Origin of the sequence: Mesorhizobium qingshengii, assembly GCF_027563465.1 — a bacterium.
Classification (GTDB): domain Bacteria; phylum Pseudomonadota; class Alphaproteobacteria; order Rhizobiales; family Rhizobiaceae; genus Mesorhizobium; species Mesorhizobium qingshengii_A.
On record NZ_JAPFQA010000023.1, the window covers coordinates 13,453 to 25,499 of the forward strand.

At 65.2% G+C, this 12,047-nt stretch carries 12 protein-coding genes; 7 read left to right on the forward strand and 5 right to left on the reverse strand.

The genetic code is table 11. The annotated features are described in order from the left end of the window. Nucleotides 1-11: 11 nt before the first annotated feature. Nucleotides 12-815, reverse strand: coding sequence for a hypothetical protein (locus OOJ09_RS28960; RefSeq protein ID WP_269908481.1), 804 nt, complete (start codon nucleotides 813-815; stop codon nucleotides 12-14). 268 nt (nucleotides 816-1,083) lie between these two features. On the opposite strand from OOJ09_RS28960, the gene OOJ09_RS28965 reads away from it, so the two are divergent. Then, nucleotides 1,084-1,989: a sugar-binding transcriptional regulator gene (locus OOJ09_RS28965; RefSeq protein ID WP_420107568.1), complete on the forward strand. Its 906-nt coding sequence runs from the start codon at nucleotides 1,084-1,086 to the stop codon at nucleotides 1,987-1,989. Here OOJ09_RS28965 and OOJ09_RS28970 read toward each other — a convergent pair. The 3 genes from OOJ09_RS28970 to OOJ09_RS28980 are packed head-to-tail and all read right to left on the reverse strand — an operon-like array spanning nucleotide 1,976 to nucleotide 5,140. Then, entirely contained in the window at nucleotides 1,976-2,827 is an 852-nt protein-coding gene (locus OOJ09_RS28970; RefSeq protein WP_269908483.1) for a TIGR01459 family HAD-type hydrolase, read from the reverse strand. The genes OOJ09_RS28965 and OOJ09_RS28970 overlap by 14 nt on opposite strands. Further along, nucleotides 2,824-4,095 (reverse strand): FGGY-family carbohydrate kinase, encoded by a 1,272-nt coding sequence (locus OOJ09_RS28975; RefSeq protein WP_269908484.1) that lies wholly within the window; start codon nucleotides 4,093-4,095, stop codon nucleotides 2,824-2,826. The genes OOJ09_RS28970 and OOJ09_RS28975 overlap by 4 nt, the downstream gene beginning before the upstream one ends. Nucleotide 4,096: 1 nt before the next feature. Then, nucleotides 4,097-5,140 carry a class II aldolase/adducin family protein gene (locus tag OOJ09_RS28980; RefSeq protein ID WP_269908485.1) on the reverse strand — a complete coding sequence of 348 codons (1,044 nt, stop codon included), beginning with the start codon at nucleotides 5,138-5,140 and terminating at the stop codon, nucleotides 4,097-4,099. Between the two features lie 194 nt (nucleotides 5,141-5,334). On the opposite strand from OOJ09_RS28980, the gene OOJ09_RS28985 reads away from it, so the two are divergent. From OOJ09_RS28985 to OOJ09_RS29010, 6 genes are all read left to right on the forward strand, one after another. Continuing rightward, the gene (locus OOJ09_RS28985; protein WP_269908486.1) at nucleotides 5,335-6,114 is read left to right on the forward strand and encodes a DeoR/GlpR family DNA-binding transcription regulator; all 780 of its coding nucleotides are present in this window, start codon (nucleotides 5,335-5,337) and stop codon (nucleotides 6,112-6,114) included. Then, nucleotides 6,111-7,490 carry an FGGY-family carbohydrate kinase gene (locus OOJ09_RS28990; protein WP_269908487.1) on the forward strand — a complete coding sequence of 460 codons (1,380 nt, stop codon included), beginning with the start codon at nucleotides 6,111-6,113 and terminating at the stop codon, nucleotides 7,488-7,490. The genes OOJ09_RS28985 and OOJ09_RS28990 overlap by 4 nt, the downstream gene beginning before the upstream one ends. A 210-nt stretch (nucleotides 7,491-7,700) precedes the next feature. Continuing rightward, complete coding sequence (locus OOJ09_RS28995) at nucleotides 7,701-8,594, forward strand: sugar phosphate isomerase/epimerase family protein (protein WP_269908520.1); 894 nt, start codon at nucleotides 7,701-7,703, stop codon at nucleotides 8,592-8,594. 131 nt (nucleotides 8,595-8,725) lie between these two features. Then, entirely contained in the window at nucleotides 8,726-9,079 is a 354-nt protein-coding gene (locus OOJ09_RS29000) for a cupin domain-containing protein (protein ID WP_269908488.1), read from the forward strand. 210 nt (nucleotides 9,080-9,289) lie between these two features. Continuing rightward, nucleotides 9,290-10,774: a multicopper oxidase family protein gene (locus OOJ09_RS29005; protein ID WP_269908489.1), complete on the forward strand. Its 1,485-nt coding sequence runs from the start codon at nucleotides 9,290-9,292 to the stop codon at nucleotides 10,772-10,774. 6 nt (nucleotides 10,775-10,780) lie between these two features. Continuing rightward, a complete protein-coding gene (locus tag OOJ09_RS29010; RefSeq protein WP_269908490.1) occupies nucleotides 10,781-11,215 on the forward strand; it encodes a YqaA family protein in 435 nt (144 codons plus the stop codon). A 36-nt stretch (nucleotides 11,216-11,251) separates the two neighbouring features. Here the strand turns inward: OOJ09_RS29010 and OOJ09_RS29015 are convergent, their stop codons facing one another. Continuing rightward, the gene (locus OOJ09_RS29015; RefSeq protein WP_269908491.1) at nucleotides 11,252-11,962 is read right to left on the reverse strand and encodes a cytochrome b; all 711 of its coding nucleotides are present in this window, start codon (nucleotides 11,960-11,962) and stop codon (nucleotides 11,252-11,254) included. Nucleotides 11,963-12,047 lie beyond the last annotated feature (85 nt).

Below are 12,047 nucleotides of genomic sequence, written 5' to 3' on the forward strand. Positions count from 1 at the left end.
GCCAGCCGAGCTTACGGCAAGTGCGCAAGCAAGGTGGCGAAGACCGGTGTCAGTTCATCGATCGGGCTCGCCTTGGCGCAGGCCTGAGCAATGCGATCGTGACGGATATCGGCTGCCAGGATCGCGATCTCCAGCATGTCCGGCTCCGGCGAACCGTCCCGGCCGGTGGTCGCCAGGCCGCAGGCCAGAACGAGCGGTGCCAGGCAGCTGATGTCAAGCGCTCGGCCACCCACCGCCGCTGGTGTTTCCAATGCGGTTTCGGTAAAGCGAACAGGACGCTGGTTGAGGCACTCGACCAGCAGCGCCGAACAGGTGGCCGCAATCGCCTGCAGTCCGGCACCTGGCGCGGTCAAGGCGGCCAGCAGATCGCCATGCCGCTTGCGCATCGTGGCATGGACGGCGGCAAAATCGGCTTCGTGAATGCGGGCATTGTCGATGTTCAGGCCGGCAAGCACCGCCTTGGTCAGATAGTACATATCGCGACGGAACAGCCGCTCCGCGCTCAACTGGCGATCCTCGTTGCCGACCGGGAAATAGGTGCCGAGGCCTTTTGCGGTCGTGCCGTCCACCTTTATCGGACGCTCGTGCGGAACAAACGATTCGGCAATCGACAGCGCTTCGTCGACGGCACTCGCGGCATGGCTGAGCAGGCCTTCGATGCCCTTGCCCGGAAACGGCGGCAGATGGCTGGTGGCTTCGCGCAAGACACTGGCGTCGCCAGTGCCGTCATGGCGGCTCTGACGGATGACATCGCGGACCTCCCGCAACCGGTCCTTCAGGTTGACGCGGACATCTTCGGAGATTTGTCGGAGCATCGCGGATCGCCTCGAATTCATACGCGTGGCCGCCCGCAGGAGGCCATTCGCCCACTCTACATTGTTCCTATCGATTGGTAGATCAATAGGGGATATTAGACCAGCAGGCAGAATCGGCGACGGCGGGCTCGTCCATCGCCGCGGGGGAGGGATAGATTTGGCCAGGCGGCGACAGAGCGAAAGCGACGACGGTCGGGCAGGAACCGGGGCAACCGAGCAGGTTGTCAATGAAAGCCGGACGGATCGCCTCAGGATTCGCGCCGCGTGGATGTATTTCGTCGAGCAGATGACGCAAAACGAGATCGCCGACGTGCTTGGCGTCGGCCGCGTCACCATCGTGCGCATGCTGGCGGAGGCCCGCTCGCGCAACGAGGTGAAGATCAGCATCGAGAGCGAATTGTCCGAAATCGTGCGGCTGGAGCGGGCGCTTGAAAAGACATTCGGGCTGCAACAGGCGCTGGTGGCGCCGCTTTCCGCACCCGACGCCGATCCGCTACCGGCAATCAGTGCCAAAACCGGCAGTTTCCTGTCCGACACGATGAAATCCGGCATGCGCGTCGGCGTCGGCTGGGGCCGGACGCTGTTCTCGAGCCTGCCCTTCATCAGCGCCAAATCGCTCACCGACTTCAAGGTCATTTCGCTGCTTGGCGGTGTCGGCGTCGTGCGCCGGTTCAACCCGGCCGAGTTCGCCTGGCGCTTCGCCCAAATCTTTCAGGGCGATGGCTATCTGATCCCGACGCCGGCCGTCGTCGACAGCGTCGAGACCAAGATCGCGCTGGTCGAGCGCTGCGGCCTGCAGGAGGTTTTTGAGATGGCCAACGTGCTCGATGCCGTTTTGCTGAGCGTCGGCGGCATCGCTTCGGCCACTACCTTCTCGCGCGGCGGCTTTCTCAAGGAAGCGGACCGCGAGGCCCTGCTTGCGCGTGGCGCCGTCGGCGACCTTCTGTTCCATTTCTTCGACCGCAATGGCGATCTGGTCGACCATCCGATCAACGGCCTGGTGATGTCGGTGGATGTCGATCGGCTGCGCAAGGCGCCGATCCGGATCCTGACCTCCGGCGGCGAGGAGAAGATCGAAGCGCTGCTCGGCGCCATGACCCTCGTCGCGCCGACGATCCTGATCACCGACGAGGAAAGCGCAAGGCGCATGCTCGAGGCGGTCAGCGCAGGCTGAAGGAAGCCGTGACATAGTCCGGCCAGGCCTTCTCTTCGTCGAAAACGACGGAGAGATTGGGCGTGTCCGCCAATATTCCACTCAGCACCAGCGCCGTGGCGATGCCGGCGCCATTTCCCCCTGCTATGTCGTGCTCGACGCTGTCGCCGACGCAGACCACGGTGCCGCGGTCCGGCTTGCCGGCGATCGCAAGTGCCGCATCGTATATCGCCGGGTAGGGCTTGCCGATGCGGGTGACGTTGCCGCCGAGGTTTTCGTAGAGATCGGCGATCTCGCCTGCACCGAAGCGAGGTCCGACCGCCGTCAGCATGATCCTGTCGGGATTGGTGCAGAAGCACGGCACCTGCCGCGCCGCAGCCGGGGCAAGCAGCCGGCGATAATGGTCGAGGTCGTGCCGGTCGCCCTCGCTGGCCGAGATCAGCACCAGTTCGGCGTCTTCGCCAGCCTCGGTCAGCACAAAGGGCAAGCCTTCGATCGCCGAGCGGTCGTCGTCGCGGCTGATCAGCAGGCAGTTCGTGCGGGGCTGCAAGGCTCCGGTTGCCGCCATTTCGTGGAAGGATCGCCACGCCACCTCGCCGGAGGAGACGAAATGGTCCCAGCTTCCGGCTGCGAAGCCGAGCTTCAGCAGGCGGTCCTCGTTGGGCCTGGCGCGCTTGCCGGAATTGGAAATCAGCACCACGGTCTTGCCGGCGCGCTTCAGCGCCGACAATGCCGCAACCGCGCCTGGATAAGGGGCCGAGCCGTCATGCAGCACGCCGAACTGGTCGAGCAGGAAGACCTCGTAGCGCTCTGCCAGCGGCCCGATGCCATCGAGGCGCACGACCTTTTTAGCACTCATGGGAGTCCCGCTTTGCTTGCGCCGATCAGCGCCAGCCGCGCCGTACCGGCCGCGGCTTCATCGGAAAGTGCGGACAGGAAATCGACGCCGAGCTTGCGCTGCCGGATCGCCGTCCAGGCTAGATTTGCCGCACCGCCGCCGACGCTCCTGACCGATGTCAGCGCCGGCGCGCCAAGTTCGGTAAGCCTGTGATAGCCAAGCGCTTCGATCGCGGCGATGCCCTCCAACATCGCTTTCAGATAGTCGGCGTCATCCGCTGGCCGCGGCAAAAGGCGTGGTGGCAGCGCCGGATCGGCGATCGGAAAACGCTCGCCGGCCGTGCCGAGCGGATAGTAGTCGAGGCCGGTTTCCGTCGTGGGATCGATCGCGGCGCTGAGCTCGATGATACGTGCCAGTGGAAAATGCCGTGCCAGAACCTTGCCGCCGGAATTCGACGCGCCGCCGGCCAGCCAGGCGTTGCCGAGCCGATGGCTGTAGATGCCGTAGCGCGGCGCCGAGATCGGCCGGTCGGACAGGATCTTGATGGTCAGCGAGGAGCCCAGCGCGGTGACGCCGTCGCCGATCGACGCAGCGCCAGTCGCCAGGAACGAGGCGCAGCCATCCGTGGTGCCGGCGACCACGACCACATCGCGCGGCAAGCCGAACAGGTCCGCGGCGGCCGTGGTGAGCGTGCCGGTGACGTCGCCCGGCTCGACGACGCGCGGCAGCAAGTCCATGCGCAGTCCGGTCGCCGCGATCCAGTCCGGCCAGCGGCGGGCCTCGACGTCGTAGCCTGTCTTCAGCGCATTGTTCTCGTCGCTGACATCGAAGCGGCCGGACAAGTTTCCGGCGATCCAGTCGGCCTGGTGCAGCACCGCCGCAATGCCGGGCAGGTGCTGGAATCGCAAGGCCTTGGCGAGGCCTGAAGTCGCCCCGTGCGCGGCGCTCGCTTCCGGCGCCTTACGGGCGATCGTGGCAAGGATGGCGTCGTCGTCGACCTTGTCGTTGTACATTAGCGGCTCGGCCAACGGCCGCCCGGTGGCGTCGATCGGCAGCAGCGTGCCGGACGTGCCATCGACGGCGATCGCGCGGACGGTGGCGCGGTCGATGTTTGAAAGCAGTTCCGTCAGAGTTGCGCCAACCGCCGCCCACCACAACGCGGGATCGCGCAGGTCCTGGCCGAACCTGTCGAGCGGAACGGCGGAACGCGCGGCAATGGAAAAATCCGGTCGCATGGCGACGGCACGCGCGCCTGAGGTGCCGATATCGATGCCGATGACAAGTGACATGTCAGCCACCGGCGGCATTCAGCTTCTGGCGATATTGCTCGGCGTCCCAGTTCACCAGTTCGTCGTTCTCCGCATCAGTGAGATAGTTCAACGTCGCTGTAACATCGACCCGCGCCGTCACGTCGGCAAGGCAACGTTGCATGGCGTCGGCGCCGGGACCGGCATCGCCGCGCATCAGGACGCCAGCGCCGGGGAACAGGATCGCCGCTGGCGCCTTGCCCAGCCGCGCGACAACGCGCGCCACATCCTCGCCGGGTCTCGCCACTGCAGAGCCCTGGCCGAGGAAGATGACGTGGTCGGGATAGAGGCTGCCGGCCTCCGCCATGCGACGGCTTTCCGGATCGAGGGCAACCGCATGGGCTTCGACATCCGCCGGCAATCGGTAGAAGCTGTCGCCGGCTAGCCTCGTCAAGGCGGCAATGTCGGGCGCGGCAGTCGCGCGCGCCGGCCGTGCCAGCAGCGACCTGACGCGGCGCAGCAGAAGCTCCGCCTCGGCGACGGTTTCGGCGGCGACGACCAGCCCGTGATTGCCAAGGATCAGCACGCCGACACCAGGCCGAAGTCTTTCGGAAATGCCGCGCGCGAGCGGCAGGCCCGGCCGGAAATAGGGCACATGGGCCCATTCGATCCCGTCGAGCCGCCTGGCAAATTCGGTCTCGCCGTTGGCCTGTACGGCAAGCGAGATCGTGTCGACACAGTGGACATGCAGAACGACGCGTTGCGGCATCAAGGCGTGCACCGTGGTCTCGATCGACGGGCGCAGCCCGCGCGGGTTGAGCGCAGCAATGGTGAAGGCCAGCGGCTGGTCGGCGGCGCGGTCGCGCTGTTCGACGGCCTTGAGCAGCGGCGACATTGCCACCGGCACCATGATGTCCCTGGCGGTCGCGTCTTTCAGCCAGGTGCCGGAGGCCTTGATCCACAGGGTGCCGCCGGCTTTCAGCGACGTGTTGCCGCCCGCCGCCTGGGTCAGGTGCGGGCTCTGCCCGATGCTGGCCGAAAGCGTGCGCAAGGCAGCCAGTTCCTGCGCGTCTGCTTGGGTCGCCATGGTGCCTTTCCTCCAACGGTTTGGCTGTGTCTCGCACGAAATCCCGTCACCGGGATTGATGTCGGGCTGATATCGCAGATACGAGCAATCTACGTCAACAATGATCTAATATCATCAAAACTGGCTTTGCAATCGCGCCAATGTTGAGTAAGTTTCGCCAGTCACCGTGGAAGAGGGCATTCGGGAGGAAAGAGTTGAGCGATTCCGGCCGCCAGCGTCAGATCGTCGAACTGCTGCGGGATCGCCCGTTCGCCTCGGTGCGCGAGCTGCAGGAGCGGCTTGGCGTTTCGGCGGCGACGGTCAGGCGCGACATCGACAAGATCGACGAGGCCGGTGAAGCGCGGAAGGTCTATGGCGGCATCTCGGCGCTTGACGGCGCTTCGCAGGGCGTTGCCTATGCCATGCCCTATGATGAGAACCGCGACCTCGCGGTCGAGGCCAAGCGGCAGATCGCCGCCCTTGCCGCGACCATGGTGCGCGACGGCGATGCGGTCATCGTCCATGGCGGCTCGACCTGCTTCCACCTCGGGGTCAAGCTCGCCGAGCGCAACATCCGCCTCTATACCAACTCGATGCCGCTCGCGGCCTATCTGAGCGATCACGGCCATTGCAGCCTGACGGTTGCCGGCGGCGAACTGCATCGCGAACCCGGCATCATCCACTCGCTCACCCAGGGCATCCCCTTCTATGCCTCGAAATTCTTTCTCGGCGCGCAAGGCCTTGGCCAGGAAGGCGTGCTGGAATCGCATCCGCTGCTGGTGCGCTCCATCGTCGAGCTCAGCCTGTGCGCCGACCAGATCGTGGTGCTGGCCGACAGCCGCAAACTGTCGATCCACGCGCGCAATGTCGCCCTGCCGCTCTCCCGCATCGGCACGCTGGTGACCGATGATGGCCTCTCCGACACCGATGCGCGCATGCTGGAGGACGCCGGCGTCATGGTGCGCATCGCTCCTTCCTCGGGAGCAGTCCAGTGAAAGTGGCGGTGCTCGACTTCGGCAAGACCAATTCGAAGCTGTTTGTCTTCGGTCAGGACGGACGCATCCTCGACGAGCGCCGGACGCAGCCGAAATGGGTGCGCCAAGGCGGCTTCAGCGTGCTCGACGAGGCCGAGCTCCACGACTGGGTACTCAGTGCCGTCGCCGCCGCAGTCGACGGCCACGGGGTGGAAGGGCTGATGGTGTCGGGCCATGGCTGTACCTTTGCCCTGGTCGACGAGACGGCGCTGACGCATCCGATCCTCGACTACGAACAGGAGCCGCCGGCCGGGATTGCCGCGCGGATCGATCGCCGCATTCCGGATTTCGCCGAAACCTTCTCGCCGCAACTGCCGCTCGGCTTCAACTATGGCCGGCATATGTTGTGGCTGCAGGAGGTCGAGCCCGACGCTTTCGCGGCGGCGAAAGCGATCCTCGGCTATCCGCAATACTGGAGCTGGCGCCTCGGCGGCCGGCCGGTCTCGGAAGTGTCTTATCTCGGCTGCCATTCGCATTTGTGGGCACCACGCAAGCGTGATTTCTCCTCGCTGGTCGATGCCCAGGGATGGCGCGGCCGGATGCCTTCCTTCGAACGCGCCGGTACCGTCATCGGCGAGCGGCGCCTCGGCGATACGGCACGACCGGTCGCCATCCACAATGGCGTCCATGACTCGAATGCGGCGCTGCATGCCTATCGCCGGCAAGAGCTTGGTCCGGTCACCGTCGTTTCGACCGGTACCTGGGTCATCGTGCTCAATCCCGATTGCCCGCTCGACGCGCTCGACCGTGACCGCGACATGCTGGTCAACGTCGATGTCGATGGCGGCCCGGTGCCGACCATCCGCTTCATGGGCGGACGCGAGTTCGCTGTTATCAGCGGCGGCTGGCAAGGGACGATCGCCCTGTCCTCGATCCAGCGGGTGATCGACGCCGGCATCATGGCCCTGCCGAGTTTCGCACCCGGCGGACCGATGTCCGGCCATTCCGGCGAAATCATCGGCGGTACGCCCGGCGCCGAGGAACGGGCGGCCGTAGCGCTGCTCTACGTGGCGCTGATGGTCGACCTTTCGCTCGATCTCATCCATTCGCTAGACACCGTCATCGTCGATGGCGGGTTGAACAATGGCGGCCTGCTCGCCAGCCTGCTGGCGCAACTGCGTCCCGGCCAGGCCTTCCTGCAGGGTGCCACGCTGGAAGGCAGCGCCACGGGTGCCGCTGCGCTCGCCTTCGAGAGCGTCGGGCGCGAATTCGCCGCGGACGTGCCGCAGCCGGTGCGCGCTTCGGGTTTTACGGGGTTGGCCGGCTATCGTGACGACTGGCGCGCCTTCGCCATGGACCGCGGCATTGCCGGCGTAGCGGCGGGAGGCACGCGATGACCGCGACCGCCAAGGCCGAGACGGCACGCCAGCCGGTGGTGGAATGTGGCACAACCGTCCGAGGCAACCGTGCTGCTCGGCTCGAAGCTGATCACCGCCGAGAGCCTGAAGGACCACAAGGGCTGGATCACGGCCCGCCGATCCGACCAACATGGGCGCGGCCGACTTGACCCGGCCGCGCCCGTTCCCGTCCGCAAACCGGAGACGATCATGTCGCGCATCGGAATCCATTCCTTCGTCTGGTCGGCAAGTTCGGCGCAGGCCGAGCTCGAGCGGACGCTGGCCAACACCAGGGAGGCTGGCTTCGGCCTGATCGAGTTCTCCTATCTCGATCCCGCCAATGTCGATATCGGCAGGCTAGCTAGGCGCATCGCCGATCTCGGGCTCGGCGTGGCGATCAGCATCGGCTTGCCGGCCGACGGCGACATCTCCAGCCCTGACAAGGCGGTTGCCGCGCGCGGTGCCGACATCCTCAACAACACCATCGCGCTGACGCGCGATCTCGGCGGCCAGAAGGTCGGCGGTATCCTCTCGGCCAGTCATGGACTGCAGGTCGAGGCGCCGACGCGCGATCAATGGAACCGCAGCGCTGCCACGCTGGCGAAGGTCGCCGATACGGCCAAGGCGGCCGGCGTCACGCTCAACCTCGAAATCGTCAACCGCTTCGAAAGCAACCTGCTCAACACCGCCGCGCAAGGCCTGGCCTTCATCGAGGATACCGGTTCGGACAACATCTTCCTGCATCTGGACACCTTCCACATGAACATCGAGGAGGCCGATGTCGGGATAGCCATCCGCCACGCCGCAGGCAAGATCGGCTATGTCCATATCGGCGAGAGCCATCGCGGCTTCCTCGGCACCGGCAACATCGACTTCGCCGCGGTCTTCGATGCGCTGACGGCCATCGGCTACAGCGACGACCTCAGCTTCGAATCCTTCTCGTCGGAGATCGTCGATGAGAACCTGTCGAAGAAAACCGCCATCTGGCGCAATCTGTGGACCGACAACATGGCGCTCGCCAAGCATGCCCGCGCCTTCATCGGCCTCGGACTGGAGACGGCGCGGCGCAAGGCCGAGCTTGTCTCGGCGCAGCATAAACCGTAACCCGCCGTCTAACCGGATGTAGCGCCGCGTCACGCGGCGCACGATGCCGCCATTGCCCGCGGCAGGGGCATCGGCTATCTGACCGTCCAGGCACATGATGCCAGCACAACGGACCAGACGGAGCCCAGGGCATGACACGCAAGACGATCCTCAAATTCGGCTCCGTCGAGAACGCGGAAGCCGGCGACCTTGCCGGCTGGGTCGTAGTCGAGGGCAAGCCGACCATGAAGACCGCGGTCCAGCACACGACCGAGGACGGCAAGGTGATGTCGGGCACATGGCAAGCGACGCCGGGCACCTATCACGCGACCTACACCGACTACGAGTTCGTGCACATGATCGCCGGCCGCATCATCATCACGCCCGACGGTGGCGCACCGGTCGAGGTGGGCCCAGGTGACGCCTTCGTGGTGGAAGCCGATTTCAAGGGAACCTGGAAGATCGTCGAGCCGGTGACGAAGCATTTTGTGGTCAGGATTGGCTGAAGCGGCCTGTTCGCGTGGGCTGCTGATGGTCGGCGCCCATGGCGGATCCTTGGCGCGATGGTCGCCCGCACTGCCGATCATCGAAGAGCTTTCCAATGGCGATGATGCTGGGCCGACCAGCTTGCCCAAACGCCGCATTGACCCGGCCGGGCATCGGCGGTCTTCTTAGGATCGCCCTTGGCATTCAATGGCTGATCGAGGAGACGACGGATGCATCGACGCGGTTTTCTGGCGGCGGGTCTTGCGACGGTTCTCGTGAGCCAGCGTGCCACCGCCCAGATGAAGATGGACAACATGCCCGGCATGGATATGGGCGCCGCGCCGCAAGGCGCGGCCGTGCTGCCGGAAGGAGAAGCCCTTCGCGACTTGTCCCGCCTCGCCAACGAAGCCGATACGCCCGGCCTGTTCAAGGCGAAGCTGACGGCTGAGTCCACCACGGCGCGTTTTGCGGAAGGGCTGGACACGCCGATCCTCGGCTACAACGGCACCAGCCCCGGGCCGCTGATCGAAGCGGTCGAGGGCGACCGCGTCGAGATCACCTTCGCCAACCGGATTGCTGACGAGGCAAGCACCATCCATTGGCACGGCATGCCGGTGCCGGCCGACCAGGACGGCAATCCGATGGACCCGGTCGCGGCGGGCACCGATCGCACCTACAGCTTCGATCTGCCGGAAGGCAGCGCCGGCTCCTACTGGTACCACCCGCATCCGCACGGCAAGACGGCCGAGCAGGTCTATCGCGGCCTTGCCGGAGCGTTCGTGGTCAAGCCGAAGGCCGATCCGATCCCGGCCGCCTATGGCGACACCGTGCTGGTGTTCACCGACCTGCGCCTTGCGGCCGATGGCACCTTGCCCGACAGCACGATGACGGACCTGATGAACGGGCGCGTCGGCGACCATGTGCTGGTCAATGGACAGAAGAATCCGGTGCTGACGGTCCCCTTCGGCACGAAGCGGCGCTTCCGGTTCTACAATGCGACCAACGCGCGCTTTTTGCGGCTCTCTTTCGACGGCGCGCCGATGACGATCATCGGAACGGATGGCGGTCTGCTGGAGGCGCCAGTCGCGGCCGACGACATCCTGCTCAGCCCGGCGGAGCGGCTTGAGCTGATTGTCTCCTTCGAGAAGCCCGGCACCGCGACGCTGTCCACGCTCGACTACGATCGCGGCTGGATGGGTGCTGGACGTCCTGCCGACGCCGGGCTGGCGCTGTTCACGGTCAATGTTTCGGAGACGCCGGCCGAGCCGGCCCCGCCATTGCCCGACAGGCTGCGGCCGATCGCGCAGTTCGGCGCTCCTGCCGTCAGCCGACGCTTCGTCTTCACCGAAACCATGACCATGAACGCCACCGGCATGGAGATGGGGTTCCTGATCAACGGCGCCGCTTTCGACATAAAGCGCGTCGACGTCGTCGCCAAGGCTGGACAGGTCGAACTCTGGGAGATCGTCAACAAGACGGACATGGATCATCCATTCCATGTGCATGGGACGCAGTTCCAGGTGGTCGAGCATGAGCGCGGCGGCGAGATATCAAAGCCGGCCTATCGCGCCTGGAAAGACACCGTCAACGTCGCGCGCGGAGAGACGGTGCGGCTGCTGCTGCGGCAGGACCGGCCGGGGCCGAGGATGTATCACTGCCACATCCTCGAGCACGAGCAGCTCGGCATGATGGGCATTGTCGACGTGCAGGCATAGTCAGGCGTGGTGGCGCTTTATGGCGCGCTGTTCCTCAGCGCGTTCCTCGCGGCAACCATCCTGCCGGTCTCATCGGAAGTGGTGCTCGCCGGCCTGATCGTCGCGGGCCGCGGTGATCCGGGACTGCTCCTTATGGTGGCCACGGTCGGCAACACGCTCGGCTCCGTGGTGAACTGGGTTCTGGGGCGTGGCATCGACTCGCTCCGGAACAGGCGCTGGTTCCCCGTCACTCCCGATCGCTATGAGCAGGCAAGCCGAATCTTCCGGCGCTTTGGCGAATGGACACTGCTGTTTGCCTGGCTGCCGGTCGTCGGAGATGCCTTCACCATCGCGGCGGGCGCGGCACGCGTGAACCTCGGTGTGTTCGTCGCTCTTGTCGCAATAGGCAAGGCCGCACGCTATGCGGTGATCGTTGCGGGGGGATTATGGGCGATGGCGTGAACAGCCGCCCTCATCGTCGCCCGCAAGCGGTATGTTCTATCCCCGCGAGGCCGTGTCCGACCGACTGAAGACCATGCTTCGCATGACCCCATCGCGCAACAGCGCGAAATGCGCCAGAGCAGCCAGGATGTGAACGCCGGCAAGTCCAAGCAATATCCAAACCAGCTTTGCATGGATGAGCGCGAAACCCCTCGCCGACAGCGCGCCGACGGATGGCGCCAACGGCACAGGCAAGGTTCCAAAAAGCCGTGCGGGAGGCATGAAAGGCATCGGCCGGTAGCCCAGCCATCCCGTTATCAGGACGGCGAGAATCGCGGCGTAGAGAGACACGTGGAAGAAAGTGGTCGCAAACCGCATGAACCGTGAGGTTGGCCTGACAGGGGCCCGGGTGGAGACGCGCCAGCAAAGCCTGAGGACGATGGTGGCAAGGATCGTCACGCCGATCGACATGTGGAGCGGAAGCCAGTTCATCGTCGCCATGCCCGGCCCGTTCATCGGTCCGAAGGCAATGGCGATCTGCGCCGCGAGCGCGATCGCGGTCAGCCAGTGCAGCAGACGAACGCCAAAATGCCAGTGCAGGCGGCGATTCTCTCTCACCTCCGAGGCCCGGCGATTGTCAAACGCGTGCATGAGGCCGTGATGGTTTCGTCCTCTCCAATGGGCCAAATTTCGCAGAAATACCGGTTCTTCGCTAGGCGCGACGTGTGAACTTCGAAATCCGGAGCGGCATGAGCTGTTCGAAGCCATCAGCGTAGCTGGATCACCTCTGGGCTGTCGGCATTCACAAAGAGACGCAGAGCCCAGCTACGAGATTTTCGGCTAATTTCTTCAC